Source organism: Streptomyces sp. NPDC005794 (assembly GCF_042871445.1).
Lineage (GTDB): Bacteria > Actinomycetota > Actinomycetes > Streptomycetales > Streptomycetaceae > Streptomyces.
In genome coordinates this window covers 211,884-226,684 of sequence record NZ_JBIAIN010000011.1, presented here as the reverse complement: position 1 = coordinate 226,684, position 14,801 = coordinate 211,884, and the positions used below count along the sequence as shown (strand labels likewise).

Below are 14,801 nucleotides of genomic sequence, written 5' to 3'. Positions count from 1 at the left end.
CGAGTCGCCGTTGGACACCTCTGCGCGCGTGCAGCAGCTGGGTGGGGTTCCACAGCAGCAGAAGGTGCCGATCGCCACTGCCGCGTCCGTCTGGGACGTCGACGCGGCGCTTCTCCTGGTCGAGGACGACTCCGGGGACGCACTCCTGGTCGAGGAGCTGCTCACCGACAGCGAGCTGGACGCCCCGCTCACCTGGTGCAAGACGCTGGCCGAGGCGCGGCGGTTCCTGCTGGACTGCGACACCCCGGTCTGTGTCCTGCTGGATCTGCACCTGCCGGATGTGAACGGTCTCGACGCCGTCCGTCAGCTCGTCGAGTCCGCGCCTGACGCGGCCGTCATCGTGCTGACGGGCCTGGACGAGTCGGAGACCGGGCTGTCCGCGGTGGCGCAGGGCGCCCAGGACTACCTCGTCAAAGGCCGGATCGATCCCGAGGTGCTGGGCCGTGCGGTCCGCTACGCCCTACAGCGCAAGCACGCCGAGCGGTCGGCGTCCGCGATGCGGACCAGCCGGCTGATCGCTCAGGAGAACGCCCGTCTGGAGCGTGCGCTGCTGCCGATTCCGCTGCTGCTGGACGACAGCTTCCAGGTGGCCGCGCGCTACGAGGCCGGGCGCGCCCACGGGCTGCTGAGCGGCGACTTCTACGATGTGGTGCAGACCGCCGACGGCGCGATGCACGCGGTGATCGGCGATGTCTCGGGGCACGGTGCCGCGGAGGCCGCCCTGGGTGTCTGCCTGCGGGTCGCCTGGCGCACGGCCGTACTGACCGGTGTCACGCAGCTCGAGAAGATCGGTCTGCTGGAAGGGATACTCGTCGCCGAGCGGTCGGACCCCCATGTGTTCGCCACCGTGACGACGCTCGTCTTCCCGCCCGACAGGGACAGGGTGCTCGTCGCGCGGGCCGGTCACCCCGGGCTGCTGCTGCGGCGCGGCGCGGAGGTCAGTTGGGTGGAGCCCGACGCGGGCATGGCGCTCGGGCTCCTGCCCGGCGCCGGCCGCTGGACGATCACGGAGCTGGAGCTCTTCCCCGACAGCGAGCTCGTCCTGTTCACCGACGGCCTGTTCGAGGGTCGTACGGGGCCCAGTTCCCGGCTGGGCGAGGACGGTCTGCTGGCCATGGCCGGCAGGTACGGCGCGCTCGAACCCCGTGCGTTCGTCGACGCGCTGGTCGCCGAGGCCACCGAGAGCGCCTCCCCTTACGGCGGACTGGCCGATGACGTCGCCGTCCTCCATCTGGGCTGGAAGACGGGCAGTTGAGCGCGGAGGAGAGGTCCACGGTGGGACCGACGAGCCGGATATCCCGGCTGTCGGTGCAGAACTGGGTCCATCTGATTCTGGCCGGCTTCGTACTGGTGGTCTGCGGATGCCTCGCCGTGGGCGGGATCGTCCTCTCCCGTATCTCCGACCGGACCACGGATCTGGTGGACCGCATCCAGCCCGCCCGCTCCACCTCGTTCCAGCTGCAGAACTCGCTCGTGGACCAGGAGACCGGGGTGCGTGGCTTCGCGCTCACCGGTGACACCTCGTTCCTGCAGCCCTACGAGTCGGGCGTGCGGACCGAGCGGGAGTATCTGGCCCGGGTGCGCTCGCTGATCGGCGACGAACAGCCCTACCTCGATGATCTGCAACGGATCGAGAAGGCCTCCCAGCAGTGGCGGACCCTGCGGGCCGAGCCGCTGATCGCCACGGTGCGGGCGAGCGGGCCCACCGGCGCGTCCTCGGTCCCGATCCTGCGGAGCAAGGAGGAGTTCGACGCGCTGCGCGTGATGTACAGCGCCCAGCAGAGCCACCTGGACGACGCACGGGACCACGCGCGAGCCGGGCTCGATGACGCGCGCACCACCCGTGACCGGGTGCTCATCGCCCTGCTGATCGGCTTCGTGCTGGCCGTCGTGTCACTCAGTCTGCTGCTGCAGCGCATGGTGGGCCGGCCGCTGTACGCGCTGACCGAGGCGTCGGACAAGGTGAGGTCGGGCGCCTTCACCAGCAGGATCGAGGTCCGGGGCCCGTCGGACGTCAGGGCGGTGGCCGCCGCGGCCGAGGACATGCGCCGGCGTCTGGTCGCGGAGCTGGCCGAGTCCCAGGAGCGGGAGACCCTGCTGGCCGAGCAGACCACGGAACTCCGCCGGTCCAATTCCGAACTGGAACAGTTCGCCTACGTGGCCTCCCACGACCTCCAGGAACCGCTGCGGAAGGTCGCGTCCTTCTGCCAGCTGCTGGACAAGCGGTACGGCTCGGAGCTCGACGACCGCGGCCGGCAGTACATCGACTTCGCGGTCGACGGCGCCAAGCGGATGCAGGTCCTCATCAACGACCTGCTGACCTTCTCCCGGGTGGGCCGGGTGCGGCAGAGCTGGAGACCCGTCGACCTGGATACGGCCCTGGACCGGGCCCTGTCCAACCTCACCCTGGCCGTGGAGGAGTCCGGAGCCGTCGTCGTACGTGAGGATCCGCTGCCGGAACTGCTCGGTGACTCGACGTCGCTCACCATGGTGTGGCAGAACCTCGTCGGCAACGCCGTCAAGTTCCGCCGGACCGATGTGCCGTGCCGGATCACCGTCGAATGTGTCAGGGAGGACGAGAACTGGCATCTGACGGTCGCCGACAACGGCATCGGGATCGCGCCGGAATTCGCCGACAAGGTGTTCGTCATCTTCCAGCGCCTGCACGCCCGTGACGAGTACGAGGGGACCGGGATCGGGCTCTCCCTCTGCCGCAAGATCATCGAATTCCACGGTGGCCGGATCTGGCTGGATCCGGAACGGGCCGAGGGCACACTCATTCACTTCACCCTGCCCGTCCTCCCTGAGGCGCCCACGCACACCACGGCGGAGCTGCTCGCCCCCGCCCCGCTCACCCCCCGGTCGGGAGACACCCCGTGAACGACCCCGTCAAGCCCATCGAGGTCCTGCTCGTCGAGGACGACCCCGGCGACGAACTGATGACCCGTGAGGCCTTCGAGGACAACAAGATCCGCAACACCCTCCATGTGGTGCGCGACGGACAGGAGGCGCTGGACTTCCTCTACCGTCAGGGCGAGTACGGCGACGCCCCGCGCCCTGACCTTGTGCTCCTCGACCTGAATCTGCCCAAGTACGACGGCCGGCAGGTGCTCGAGCGGATCAAGACCGACCCGGAACTCGCACTGATCCCGGTCGTGGTCCTCACGACGTCGTCGGCCGAGGAGGACATCCTCCGCAGCTACAAACTGCACGCGAACGCCTACGTCACCAAGCCGGTCGACCTGGAGCAGTTCATCGCAGCGGTACGCCAGATCGACGACTTCTTCGTGAGCGTGGTCCGGCTGCCTCCTCGTGCGTAAGATCTGCAGGGATCTCCCGGAGTGGGATCTCTCGACGCGGGTAGACGAACGCCGAGAAGAGGTCGAAGACCTCCCCCTGCGGCGCCCTGGCTGGAGCACATGAAAGAACAGGCCACCTCACGGCCGGACGACCCCTTCCAGGGGTCCCCGTCCATGGAGGTTCTGCTCACCGCTGAGGTGTTCGACGGCGAGCCCGGATGCATAGCGCAGGCCCGTGCGCTCGCCGACCGCTTCCTGGCGCGGCTGGCGGCGGAGTGGCTCGCGGTGCTCGGTGAGCACACCCGCAGCGATCTGATGCTGGCGGTCAGCGAGCTCGTCACCAATGCCGATCGCTACAGCCACGGTCCGTATCTGCTGGAGCTGGAGGGCGACGCCCGCCGCATCACCGTCACCGTGTACGACAGCAGCACCGCGCTCCCGGTGCTCTTCTCCCCCGACCCGGCCCGCCTCGGCGGTCACGGCATGGAGATCGTGGTCGCGCTCTGCGACCGGCTCACGGCCGAGCGGGTTCCCGTCGGCAAACGCATCCGCGCCGAGTTCACGCTCAGCACCTGAACGGCCTCGTGGCCGGAGTGTCCGGCACGATGCCGCGCACCTGGCGTGACCAGACCGTGGCTCCACGTCAACCTCCCCGGTGAACTTCTGAGTCCTCACGCTGGAAGGACTACCGTCAGGAGGAGGACCCTGGAGTGATGGACGTACTACTGGAGCAGTACGTCGAATCGCCGCCTCCGGGCTGACGACTCGGCGGCTCCGACGGGACATCGTGGTGTACATGAGTTCCCTCGCGCTTTCCGTGCTGCTGTCCCTGGTCTCCGCGGTCGCCTACGCGGCCGGTGCGATCGTTCAGGAGCGCGTGGCCTCGGCCGGTGACAGCCGACCGTACGCACCGCTGCGCAACGGCACCTGGTGGATCGCGGTGGCGCTCAACGGCGTGGGAGCGGTGCTGCACGTCGTGGCACTGGCGTACGGGCCGCTCAGTCTCGTGCAGCCGCTCGGAGCCCTCACGATCGTCTTCGCGCTTCCGATGGCGGCGCTCTTCGTCCGCCGTCGGGCGGGGCGGACCGCCTGGCGCGGGGCGCTGATGGCCACGGTCGGTCTGGCCGGGCTGCTGGCTCTCACCGGGAGTGCCGGGTCCCACACGCTGGCCGGTCCGGAGCAGTTGACGCTGGCGGCCGGGACGCTCTGTGCCGTGGTCGTCCTGATCGTTCTCGCCAGGGGCCTGCGCCGGCCGATGCTGCACAGCGTGGTGCTGGCCACCGGCGCCGGTGTCGCCTTCGGGATGGCGTCGGTGTTCACGAAGACCGTGGCGATGGAGTGGACCTCCGGCTCGGTGACCTCCGGGCTGCCGACGCTCCTGGTGATCGCCGGGCTCGCCGCCGCGGGACTGCTGCTCTCCCAGGCCGCGTACCGGGGCGCCGGGCTGACGGCACCGCTCGCGACGGTCACCGTGGTCAACCCGGTCGTGGCGGCCGCCGTGGGCCTCACGATGTTCGGGGAGCAGTTCCGCTACGGTCTGGCGGGCTCTCTGCTCGCCCTCGGCTGCGGTGCGCTCGCGGCGGCCGGTCTGGTGCTGCTGACGACGGAGCGGGTGGGGGCGGAGCGGCGCACGCAGGAGCGGATGGCGGCAGCGGACACCGACGCCCCGGCCGAGGACACGGGCGGGCCGCGCACCATGGTGCTGCCGGAGCCGACGAAGCCCGCCGCCCCCCAGGGGGTGGCGGTGCTGCCGGACCCTTTCCCGGCGCCCACGGCGCTCTCCCTCCCGCTGACCCTGCCGTTGGACCACGCCGGCGGGCGCCTGGAGTTCGGCGGCAGTCGGCCTGCCGCCGGCCAGGCTCGCCGGGGTGACTCAGAGGGCCGGGAAGGGGCCGTTCAGACGCTGGCGCCACCGGCTCTGAGGTAGGCCACGGGGTCGATGTCGGATCCGTAGCCGGGGCCTGTACGGATCTCGAAGTGCAGGTGAGGTCCGGTGCTGTTGCCGGTGGATCCCGAGCGCGCGATCCGCTGGCCGCTGCCGACCTGCTGGCCCTCGCGCACATGGAGCGAGGAGAGGTGGGCGTACTGGCTGTACTTGCCGTCCATGTGCCGGATGACGATCTCGTAGCCGTACGCGCCGGCCCAGCCGGCCGAGACCACCGTTCCGGACGCCACGGCCTTGACCGAGGTGCCGGTGGGGACCGGGAAGTCGACGCCCGTGTGATAGCCGCTGGACCATGAACCGGCCTGGTGGTACGGCGTGCCGGTGCCAGCCGACACGGGGGTTGTGAGGCCGGTCCGCTGCTTGGAAGCCTGCTTCTGGGCCGGGGCGGGCTTCGCCTCCTTCTTGGGGGCGGCGGTCCTGGGCTTCGCCGTGACCTTGGGAGCGGCGGGCTTCGCCATGGCCTTCGGAGCGGTCTCGGGTGCCGCCTTCTCCGTGGCCTTCTCCGTGGCCTTCGGAGTGGCCTTGGGTGCCGCCTTCTCCGTGGCCTTCGGAGTGGTGACCTTCGGAGTGGTGGCCTTCGGGGCGGCCCTCTGCTTCGGAGCCGTCGGCGGCGTCGCGGCCACGTCGAGGCTCAGCCGCTGTCCCGGCATGATGAGGTCGGGGTCGGTGCCCACCACGGTGCGGTTGGCCGCGTACAGCCGCTGCCAGCCGCCCTGGACCTGTTCGGCGGACGCGATACCGGAGAGCGAGTCACCGCGCGCGACGGTGTAGGACTCGTGCTGTCCGGGCACGGCGGTCGGTGTCGCCTTCGCCCCACCGATTTCACGCATGGCCTTCTTCGCAGGGGAGCCGGACTCCGACGCCTTGTCCTGGCCGGCTTCGTCGGCGGCCCGGCGCGTCGGCTGCGGGGCGGTGTCGGGCGCGTCGCCGCCCTTCTCCAGGCCTGCCCGTACGGAACACGTCGGCCAGGCTCCCGGCCCCTGCCCGTCGAGCACCTTCTCGGCAACGGCTATCTGCTGGTCCTTGGTCGCCAGGTCGGCCCGTGCCGCGTAGGCCGTACCACCGTAGGCAGCCCAGGTCGACCGGGTGAACTGCAGGCCCCCGTAATGGCCGTTGCCCGTGTTGATGTGCCAGTCTCCGGTCGACTCGCAGGCGGCGACCTTTTCCCATACGTCTGACGTGGCAGCGCCCGCCGAGGCAGCGGTGAGGAGCGGGAGCGCGATGCCCGCGCCTCCCGCCGTCACCGTGAGCGAAACACGATTGATCCGGCTGGGCTGATATCTGCGGTGCCGTCCGTTCGCGGCCATGATCAGGCTCCCCCACTGGCAAATAGGACACGTCGCAAGCTGCCAACTTATGGTCATACGACGGGTGGTGACAAGTGAACAATTGTCGCTCGCCACCCGTGCGCCCCTGCGCACCACCCCGCGAACCGAGCGCACGCCCGGCGTCGGGCCCTTACCCACCACGGGAGAGCGCTCTATCCCGCCCGCTTCCTTCCTGTATAAATGCGCTCATGACGGATGCTCTGCGGGTGCCCGGCGCGGCGCCCGCCCCGGAGGACGTGGCACGGGCCGCCGGTGTCTCGCGAGCGACGGCGTCGCGGGTCGTCAACGGGGTGCGCAACGTCGATCCGGCGATCCAGGAGGCCGTACGGCAGGCGGTTTCGGTCACCGGCTACATGCCCAACCGCGCGGCCCGCTCCCTGGTCACCCGGCGCGCGGACGCCATCGCGCTGGTGGTGTCGGGTGCGGGGGCCGCCGAGCCGGACGGCGAAGGGCCCGGCGAGGCGGGACTTTCGAAACCCGCCCCAGGACCGGCGACGGCGTCCGGGAAGGGCTTCGGCGCGGGGCGGGTGCCGCCGCGCGCCAGGAAGTCGGCCAGGGGCAGGGTCGCGGCGCCCACGGTGACCGCGTCCGGACCCAGGTGGCCCAGATCGATCGTGGTCCGGGCGGCCGCGTGCTCGAGGGCGTACGCCCGGGCGTACCGGCGGATCTCCGGGAGCAGGTGGGGGCCGATGAGCAGGCCCGCCCAGCCACCGACCAGGATGCGTTCGGGCAGGAAGAGGTTGACCAGGTCCGCCAGGGCAGCACCCAGACACTCGGCGGTCTCGTCCAGGATGGAGACCGCCACCGGGTCCGGGGCCGCGCCACCGGGTCCCGGGTAGGCGGCCTCGAGCAGTGCGGCGAGGGCGGTCTCGTCGTCGGCGTCCGGGGAGAGCGGACCGCCCGCCTCCTGCCAGCGCTCGCGCATGGCTTCCGCGCCGGCGTAGGCCTCCAGGCAGCCGGTGGAGCCGCAACGGCACCGGCGGCCCCGTAGCTGCACCGTGGTGTGACCCCACTCGAGGGCCGCGTTCGAGAGGTCCTCGTCGAGGACGTCCCCCCGGTTGACGCTCGCGCCCACTCCGGAGCCGATGAGGGCGACGGCGGCCGCACCGGCGCCCCGGCCACCGCCGAACCACATCTCGGCCTGTCCGAGCGTCTTCGCGCCGTTGTCGATGAAGAACGGCACCTCCGCCGGCACAGCCACGGCCTCGCGGAGCAGCCGCTCGAAGGGGACGGCGCTCCAGCCGATGGTCTGGCCGTGTACGACCGCACCCGGGCCGCCGGCGTCCGCCGGGGCGTCACGTTCGATGATGCCGGGCACCCCGATACCGATGCCGAGCAGCATGCGGGGGTCGGCACCCGCGTCGCGCAGGACGTCGGAGACGCCCGAACGGACATGACCGACGATGCGCTCGACGTCGTATCCGTGCTGGGCCAGCAGCCGGTCCGTGCGAGCCAGCTCCGTCAGCGAGAGGTCGAACAGCTCGACGCGCACCCGGGTCTCGCCTATGTCGATGCCGACGAACAACCCTCCGCCAGGAGCGATCCGCAGCAGGGTCCGGGGGCGCCCGCCGTCGGAGTCGACGATGCCCGCCTCCTCCAGCAGCCCTTCCGAGGCCAGTTCGGCGACCACGTTGCTGATGGATCCCGAACTCAGCCCGGTCGCGGGCCCCAGCTCCTGACGGCTCAGCGGGCCGTCGAAGTACAACCGTTGCAGTACTCGCGCGCGATTGCCTCTTCGCAGGTCCCGCACGGTCCGTCTGCTGCGCTCAGCCATGTTGCTCCCTTCGCTCCGGCAACATACCTCGGCCCCGCCCCTTGAGGTCACTTTCCTCACCCCTTAAATCACACCTTAAATTAAGAACGAAGGGGCGTTCGGATCCCCGGTTCTCGGGCTCAGGCCCCCGCACGGCGGCCTGAGCCACTCCCCCGGGCGCCGGCCCGGGCCTCCGGACACCGGCAGCCCCGCCCGCCGGCGGGCGGCGGCATCTGCCGTTCGGCACACCGCGGAAGGGCGATCGGACGTGAGAGGTCCGACGCTTATGCTCGCCGTATGGAGCAGAGCGAAGTCCTCAAGCGAGTGATCGGCATCCTCACGGAAGCGGGAGAGATACAGCGCCATGCCGAGGAGGACACGGGCGGCGACGCGGACACCGGCGGAAGCATGGTGACGACGCTCCTCAACGAGACGATGCCGCACATCGCCATTCCCTCGGACGCCACCGTCGAGGAGATGGCCGCCCTGGTGGGGCGCGAGGTCGGCGGCGCCGTCGAACAGCTCGTCGGAGCGTTCACACTGGCCTTCATCGCGCTCGCGCAGATCCACGACTCCGGGCAGGGGGACGTGACCTCTGCCGATGTGCTGCAGGATCTGGCGCTGCGGGCCGAGGAACTGAGCTCGGGGGACGAAGGGTCCGAAGGGCCTGAGGGACCCGAGGTTTCCTGACGGTCCGCCGCAGGGCCGGGTCTCCCGCTCTCACGAGCCCGCGGCGGGCCCCGGATGTCCGTGTCCCGCCGTGGGTTTCCCCGGCCGCACCGAGCTCAGGAAGACAGGATCCGCGTCGTGCCGGGCCGCCCACGCGTCCAGCCGCGTGTCCAGCTCGGGAGCGAGGTAGCGGGCGCGCACCTGCCGGCCGGTCAGGTCCCCCGCCCGAGGGCAGCCTGACGGTAAGCCCGGAAGAAGGCTCCGACCTGAGCCTCTGCCCGGGCCTCCTGGAGGGATGCGACGGCACCCGAGGATGAGGCGGTCCGGTGCGCGGCCATCTGTCCGGCAGGAGCGGTTACGAGGATGACAGCCGCGGCCGCACGGGCGGCCATGGCGGGGCGCAGCCGCACGTGACTCTCCAGGATCAAGGAACGCTTCCGCTGCCAGGCAACACAACAAGGCCAGGACGGGAGGGGCTCCGGCGCCGGGCTTCACCCGCACGGGGCCACCGAGCCCCTGCGAACGGCTGCTGGGCAGGGGGCGGGGCCGGGGGCGGGCCGAAGGGCGGCTCACCGGCGAGGTCTGCTGCGGCAGGGGGCCACCCCTGCCGCAGCAGACCGGTCGCGTGCGCGGGGTCACCGGGACCCTGCGGGGTCTTCGGTCAGGCCGTGTGGAGAGTCAGCCCGTAGCGGTTGAGGATCTCGTTGATGGGCTGGTGCCAGGTCTCACCGCCGCCACTGCAGTTGCCCCAGCCGCCCGACGTGACTCCTTGCGCCTGGTCGCCACTGATGAACGAGCCGCCCGAGTCACCCGGTTCGGCGCAGACGCTGGTCTTGGTCATCTGGCGGACGGCGCCCTGGCTGTAGTTCACGGTCTCGTTCTTGGCGAGGACGTTGCCGCAGTGCCAGTGGGTGGTGGAACCGGAGCGGCAGACCGAGGCGCCGATCGGGGCCTCGTTGGAACCGCGGACCAACTGGTCGGACACGGTGCCCCAGCCGAGTACCACCGGGACGGTCCACCAGCCGCTGCCCACGTTCACCCAGGCGTAGTCGTTGTCGGGGAAGGACGAGCCCTGGAAGGTTCCGATGGCCGAGCCGTCCCAGCCCCTGACCGCTCCGCCGGCCTGGCCGCAGTGGCCGGCCGTCACGAAGCCGCCGTGCACCGAGAAGCCTATGGAACAGCGGACGTTGCCGGTGTAGTACGGGTCACCGCCGACCGTTCCCGCGGCGAAGGTCTGCGGGGCCTCGGCGGTCTGCTTCACCGTGACGGGGCCGGCCTCGCGCGCCTTGGCCACGAACGCGCGGACATCGTTGTCACCCTGCTCCGAGGCGACGACGTTCACCACCACACTGTTCGCCCGGGGATCGACGTGCCAGCTGCTGACACCATCGGGGGCAGGGAGTGCGTCCAGCTTGTTCTTGACGGCGTCGAGCTCGCGCGCCGTGTGGTCGACGACACGGGTCTCCGCGCCGGTCGCACGGACGGCACCGGCCTTGGCGCTGTCCGTGACGGCCACCGTCAGCTTGCCGCTGTTCGCGTCGAACCAGGTGCCGCCGAACGACGCCCCGGCTGCGCTACGCGCCTTTCCCTGCAGTGCTGTTGCCGCCTTCTCCGCGGTGAGCCGCGCCTCTGCCTGACTCTTCGTCAGCCCGAGGTCGCGCTGCATCGCCGTGATGATCCCGGCCGAGGCCTGAGGCTCGGCCGAGGAGGGCGAGCCGGAGGAAGCGGAGGCCTGGGTCATCCCTGCGGTCGCCCAGGTTCCGATGATGAGCAGTGCGGAGAGACCGGTCCGCACCATCGTCGTCTGTCTCAAGGAAGTGCCCTTCTGTTGTTCCAGCATCGTGGGGGTGGAACAGAAAGCGTCCGAGAGGCACCTGAGAGCGCTCTCAGAGGTATCGCTGGGGACTGTAGTCCAGTTCGACGGGCAGGTCCATGCCAATGGCGCCGTCCGAATTCCCCGTCAGCCACCGGAAGATCAGGGCATGAGCAGCGGCAGCCCGGAGGCGCGCCATGGCGCGCGGAACGCGTCCCACTGGCCGACGGGGGTCTCCGTGGAGGTGTCCCAGATCCGTACGGGGCCATCCGCCGCGATGAGCGGCGGCCAGCCCGGGTCGCCGGTGGCCGCGAACTCCGCCCACGCACGCGTCATGCGCGACGCGAGAGCATGGTCGGCTGCGCCCGGAGGCCCCCCGATGAGGAAGTGGACGTTCTCGTCGTCCACCGTGCCGAAGGCGAACGGGATGTCGGCGCAATGCCAGGCCCTGACCGGCTTCCCCCGGCCGTCACGCTGGCGGACGAAGCGGGAGAGACGGGTCCGGCCACCTCGCCGCGTATGGGCCTCGGCCAGTCTGCAGCTGTACTCGCCGAACAGCAGATCCCCGTACACGGCCAGATAGAGGTCGTGTACGGAGGCCTTCGGATCGAGCGCGCGATAGGCGTCCAACACGGCTTCCGGGATCGTGAAGTCTGCCGCGAAGACAGCGAGTTGATCCTCCTCGGTGACCCTCGCACAGCTGCCCACCTCGTCCAGCAGCCGGTATTCCTCCGCTGTATGGCAGACCAGCAGTTCGACCTCTCGGCCGGCACCCGCGGCAAACGCCGTGAGCGGATCGAGGGGCAGGTCGGCGCCCCCTGCCACCGGTCCGTAGATCGCCGGGTCGTAGTGGCGCGCTCCGGATCCGGGGTCGCGCCGGTATCCGTCGGCAACCCGGTCGGAGGCCTCGACCAGCACCTTCGGGGAGGCGGACACCAGCCCGTCGTACGTGGCGCGCACACCGGCCTCCGCCGCCACCTCCGCCGTGGTGCGGGAGGCGGACCCGGGCGAGGCGCAGGCGTTCACGGCGCTGTGCGCGATGGCGCGCCGGAACAGTCCGCGCGCCCCGTCCATCGCCATCAGGCAGGCGACCGAGGTCGCTCCGGAGGACTGTCCGGCCACGGTGACCCGACCGGGGGCACCGCCGAACGCGGCGATGTTGTCCCGGACCCACTCGAGCGCGGCGATCTGGTCGAGCAGGCCCCGGTTGTCCGGGCAGGGGTCCGTGCCGGCGGTGGGCGGGACATGACCGAACCCCTCGAAGCCCAGACGGTAGTTGAACGTGACGACCACGAGCCCGTGGCCGGCCAGGACGGCACCGTCGAAGTCCGGCTGCGCGGAGGAACCGAAGACGTAGGCGCCGCCGTGGATCCAGACGAGCACGGGCAGCGCGTCGCCCTCGTGACCCGGCGTCCAGATGTTCAGGCTGAGGACGTCCTCGTCCCCGGGAGACCAGGCCGGGGCTCCCGGCAACCGCGCCGACTGCGGCGCCACGGGCCCGAAGGCGGCACAGTCCCTGGTTCCGTCCCAGGCCGCCGCCGGGCGCGGGGCACAGAACCGGTCGGCGCCGAACGGCGGTGCGGCGTACGGAATCCCGCGCAGCACGACCACTCCGGGCGCATGTACGGACGCACCTCCCGCGACCGCACCGCTCCTCGTCGTGAACACCCTCATCCGCACTCCCCCGCCACCGCGGTCCCGCCGCCGACCGGGCGGGCACGGTGCTCAGCTTCGCAGCGGAAGGGCGGTCGGGGCCAACACCGTTGTCGCGTCGATTGACGCAGACCCGAGGTGAATCACGCCGGGCCGCTGCTTCCCCGCTCCGGCGCGACCTCTGTCCGGATCTGTGGGATGTACGGCCCTCCGGCCATGGCGGCGCGCCCCCTCGGCGCGGCGGGGTGCGGGCGTCAGCGCCCGTCATCTCGGGCGGCTCTTCCGCGCGGAGACGGGAATGACCCCCGGCCAGTACGTCGAGTCCGTGCGCCTGGAAGCGGCGCAGGCCCTGCTCGCCGGGGGAAGTGATCCGGTGGACTCGGTGGCCGAGGGGGCGGGGTTCGGCTCGGCGGAGACCGTGCGGCGGACGTTCCAGCAGGTGCTGGGGGTGTCCCCCACGGTCTGCCGCGCACGGTTCCGTACGACGGCGGTCTCCGGCAGGGGCGCGCGCACATGAGGGCTCCGGCGGAGACGGATGCCGGGCATCGAGCCCTCTGGCCCCGGGGGCGGTCTGCTCCCCGGGGTCAGCTTCCGACGAGTTCCCGCACGGTGGCCATGTCGCTGAAGGGCAGCAGCGCGTCACCGACGATCTGGTAGGGCTCGCTGCCCTTGCCCGCGATCAGGACGACGTCGTCCGGGCCGGCTTCCGACAGGGCGAAGGCGATGGCCCCACGGCGGTCGGCGAAGCGTTCGTAGCGGGTTCCGGTGACCTCGATGCCAGGTGCGACCTGGTCCATGATCCTCTCGGGGTCCTCGCCGCGCGGGTTGTCCGAGGTGAGCACGCAGAGATCCGAATGGGTTCCGGCGATCTCGCCCATCTCGGCGCGCTTGGTGGTGTCCCTGTCCCCGCCGCACCCGAAGACGGTGATGACCTTGGACCGGGCGAAACCCCGGATGGTGCTCAGCACCTTGTTCAGGGAGTCCGGGGAGTGCGCGTAGTCCACGATCACCGAAATGTCGCCCTCGGTCGTGAAACGTTCGAACCGGCCCGGGATCTGCGGCATCCGTTCGAGCGCGGCGACCAGGCCCGGCAGGGCGTGGCCCAGGGTGTGGCAGGCCGCCACCGTGGCCAGCGCGTTGGACACGGAGAACCTGCCGGGTGCGGGGATCGCGGCGGGGTACTTGCGGCCGTCGTGGTGCAGCGTGAAGCGGGTACCCGAGGCGTCGACGACCAGGTCGGTGGCACGGTAGTCGGCCTCGGCGTCGAGGGCGTACGTGGTCACCGCACCGGGCATCATCGTGCCGACGAGGGTGCCCACCGGGTCGTCGGCGTTGACCACGGCTTGCTTGCACAGCCCTTGGAAGAGCCGGAGTTTGGCGTCCCGGTAGTTCTCCATGGTGCCGTGGTCGTCCAGGTGGTCCTGGCTCAGGTTGGTGAAGACCCCCACGTCGACGAACGTGCGGTCGACCCGGTGCGTCAGCAGGCCCATGGACGTGGCCTCCAGCACCACGGTGCCCACCCCGCGATCGCGCATGCAGCCCAGCAGGTACTGCAGGTCGGGGGATTCCGGGGTGGTCAGCACGGACCGGGGCATCGGGATCAGCTCGTCGCCGATGCGGCTGCCTGCCGTGCCGATGACCCCGGCCTTCGCCCCCTCGGAGATCCGCAGCACGGACTCGACCATGTACGACACGGAGGTCTTCCCGTTGGTGCCGGTGATCGCCACCATGTCCATCCGGCGACCGGGTTCGCCGTAGTAGCGGGAGGCGGCGACGGCGGCCATGCTCCGGGTGTCCGGCACCTGCACGACACAGACGTCGCCCACGGTCGCGGGCAGCTCGAAGCCGTCCTCCACGACGACCGCCGCCGCGCCCCGGGCGAGGGCCGGGGCGACCGCGCCGGGGCCGCCCTCCAGGTGCCCGGGCACCGCGATGAACAGCGATCCCGGCGCCACCCGGTCCGCGTCGAAGGCCGTTCCGGCGGTGATGTACGTCCTCTGCGGGTCGCCCTGGAGGACGTGGTGGGTCTGTCCGGCCAGCAGCTCGCTCAGCTTCAAGATGGTCCCTTCGAGGGGTGGCTCGAGCCGTGGTGCGGCCGTCGCCGGAATGCCGCGACGGCGGTGCGCCGAAGCAGCGGTGGGGAAGTGGAGCCCGTGCTGCGCGCTCGGTTCGGGCGCGGAAGTACGCGGAGGAGCGGGGCGAGACGTCGCCCGGGGAGCGGTGACCGCTTGAAGGTCGCTAGCCGTGCCCGTGCAGGGCGTTACGGCAGCTCGTGGGCACACCGAGGGCGGCCTGGTGCAGGCACTTCCCTATGAACACGGTGCGACCCATGGGCCGAGTG

At 71.0% G+C, this 14,801-nt stretch carries 12 protein-coding genes and 1 pseudogene; 8 read left to right on the top strand and 5 right to left on the bottom strand.

Annotation, left to right across the window (positions count from 1 at the left end):
• Positions 1 to 28: 28 nt before the first annotated feature.
• The 5 genes from ACFYQ5_RS19840 to ACFYQ5_RS19820 all read left to right on the top strand — a co-directional run bounded on the left by ACFYQ5_RS19840 (position 29) and on the right by ACFYQ5_RS19820 (position 5,226).
• The gene (locus ACFYQ5_RS19840) at positions 29 to 1,255 is read left to right on the top strand and encodes a PP2C family protein-serine/threonine phosphatase (RefSeq protein ID WP_389199034.1); all 1,227 of its coding nucleotides are present in this window, start codon (positions 29 to 31) and stop codon (positions 1,253 to 1,255) included.
• Positions 1,252 to 2,880, top strand: a complete 1,629-nt coding sequence (locus ACFYQ5_RS19835; RefSeq protein WP_389199032.1) for a CHASE3 domain-containing protein — start codon at positions 1,252 to 1,254, stop codon at positions 2,878 to 2,880. The genes ACFYQ5_RS19840 and ACFYQ5_RS19835 overlap by 4 nt, the downstream gene beginning before the upstream one ends.
• A complete protein-coding gene (locus ACFYQ5_RS19830; RefSeq protein ID WP_389199031.1) occupies positions 2,877 to 3,320 on the top strand; it encodes a response regulator in 444 nt (147 codons plus the stop codon). Before ACFYQ5_RS19835 ends, ACFYQ5_RS19830 begins: the two co-directional genes overlap by 4 nt.
• A gap of 99 nt (positions 3,321 to 3,419) precedes the next feature.
• Positions 3,420 to 3,875 carry an ATP-binding protein gene (locus ACFYQ5_RS19825; protein ID WP_389199030.1) on the top strand — a complete coding sequence of 152 codons (456 nt, stop codon included), beginning with the start codon at positions 3,420 to 3,422 and terminating at the stop codon, positions 3,873 to 3,875.
• Positions 3,876 to 4,095: 220 nt separating this feature from the next.
• Complete coding sequence (locus ACFYQ5_RS19820) at positions 4,096 to 5,226, top strand: DMT family transporter (RefSeq protein ID WP_389199028.1); 1,131 nt, start codon at positions 4,096 to 4,098, stop codon at positions 5,224 to 5,226.
• On the opposite strand, the gene ACFYQ5_RS19815 is transcribed toward ACFYQ5_RS19820, so the two are convergent.
• Positions 5,196 to 6,551, bottom strand: coding sequence for a transglycosylase family protein (locus ACFYQ5_RS19815; RefSeq protein WP_389199026.1), 1,356 nt, complete (start codon positions 6,549 to 6,551; stop codon positions 5,196 to 5,198). The genes ACFYQ5_RS19820 and ACFYQ5_RS19815 overlap by 31 nt on opposite strands.
• A 209-nt stretch (positions 6,552 to 6,760) precedes the next feature.
• On the opposite strand from ACFYQ5_RS19815, the pseudogene ACFYQ5_RS19810 reads away from it, so the two are divergent.
• Positions 6,761 to 7,015: pseudogene (locus ACFYQ5_RS19810) on the top strand (LacI family DNA-binding transcriptional regulator); the annotation flags it as partial.
• On the opposite strand, the gene ACFYQ5_RS19805 reads toward ACFYQ5_RS19810, so the two are convergent.
• The gene (locus tag ACFYQ5_RS19805) at positions 6,922 to 8,346 is read right to left on the bottom strand and encodes an ROK family protein (RefSeq protein ID WP_389199025.1); all 1,425 of its coding nucleotides are present in this window, start codon (positions 8,344 to 8,346) and stop codon (positions 6,922 to 6,924) included. The pseudogene ACFYQ5_RS19810 and the gene ACFYQ5_RS19805 overlap by 94 nt on opposite strands.
• 276 nt (positions 8,347 to 8,622) lie before the next feature.
• On the opposite strand from ACFYQ5_RS19805, the gene ACFYQ5_RS19800 reads away from it, so the two are divergent.
• On the top strand, positions 8,623 to 9,015 hold the full coding sequence (locus tag ACFYQ5_RS19800; protein ID WP_389199024.1) for a hypothetical protein: 393 nt from the start codon (positions 8,623 to 8,625) through the stop codon (positions 9,013 to 9,015).
• Between the two features lie 640 nt (positions 9,016 to 9,655).
• Here ACFYQ5_RS19800 and ACFYQ5_RS19795 read toward each other — a convergent pair.
• Both ACFYQ5_RS19795 and ACFYQ5_RS19790 read right to left on the bottom strand, forming a co-directional pair.
• Complete coding sequence (locus tag ACFYQ5_RS19795) at positions 9,656 to 10,792, bottom strand: S1 family peptidase (protein WP_389199106.1); 1,137 nt, start codon at positions 10,790 to 10,792, stop codon at positions 9,656 to 9,658.
• Positions 10,793 to 10,969: 177 nt separating this feature from the next.
• Positions 10,970 to 12,481: a carboxylesterase/lipase family protein gene (locus tag ACFYQ5_RS19790; RefSeq protein ID WP_389199022.1), complete on the bottom strand. Its 1,512-nt coding sequence runs from the start codon at positions 12,479 to 12,481 to the stop codon at positions 10,970 to 10,972.
• Positions 12,482 to 12,653: 172 nt separating this feature from the next.
• Between ACFYQ5_RS19790 and ACFYQ5_RS19785 the strand changes: the two genes are divergently transcribed.
• Complete coding sequence (locus ACFYQ5_RS19785) at positions 12,654 to 12,977, top strand: helix-turn-helix domain-containing protein (RefSeq protein WP_389199021.1); 324 nt, start codon at positions 12,654 to 12,656, stop codon at positions 12,975 to 12,977.
• A gap of 67 nt (positions 12,978 to 13,044) precedes the next feature.
• Here the strand turns inward: ACFYQ5_RS19785 and ACFYQ5_RS19780 are convergent, their stop codons facing one another.
• On the bottom strand, positions 13,045 to 14,517 hold the full coding sequence (locus tag ACFYQ5_RS19780; protein WP_389199019.1) for a UDP-N-acetylmuramoyl-L-alanyl-D-glutamate--2,6-diaminopimelate ligase: 1,473 nt from the start codon (positions 14,515 to 14,517) through the stop codon (positions 13,045 to 13,047).
• Positions 14,518 to 14,801: the final 284 nt, after the last annotated feature.

Excerpts from the sequence above, each read along its gene's own strand:
- ACFYQ5_RS19800 (WP_389199024.1), top strand. The coding sequence starts at position 8,623 with ATGGAGCAGAGCGAAGTCCTCAAGCGAGTGATCGGCATCCTCACGGAA.
- ACFYQ5_RS19825 (WP_389199030.1), top strand. The coding sequence starts at position 3,420 with ATGAAAGAACAGGCCACCTCACGGCCGGACGACCCCTTCCAGGGGTCC.
- ACFYQ5_RS19820 (WP_389199028.1), top strand. The coding sequence starts at position 4,096 with ATGAGTTCCCTCGCGCTTTCCGTGCTGCTGTCCCTGGTCTCCGCGGTC.
- ACFYQ5_RS19815 (WP_389199026.1), bottom strand. The coding sequence starts at position 6,551 with ATGGCCGCGAACGGACGGCACCGCAGATATCAGCCCAGCCGGATCAAT.
- ACFYQ5_RS19790 (WP_389199022.1), bottom strand. The coding sequence starts at position 12,481 with ATGAGGGTGTTCACGACGAGGAGCGGTGCGGTCGCGGGAGGTGCGTCC.
- ACFYQ5_RS19805 (WP_389199025.1), bottom strand. The coding sequence starts at position 8,346 with ATGGCTGAGCGCAGCAGACGGACCGTGCGGGACCTGCGAAGAGGCAAT.
- ACFYQ5_RS19795 (WP_389199106.1), bottom strand. The coding sequence starts at position 10,792 with ATGGTGCGGACCGGTCTCTCCGCACTGCTCATCATCGGAACCTGGGCG.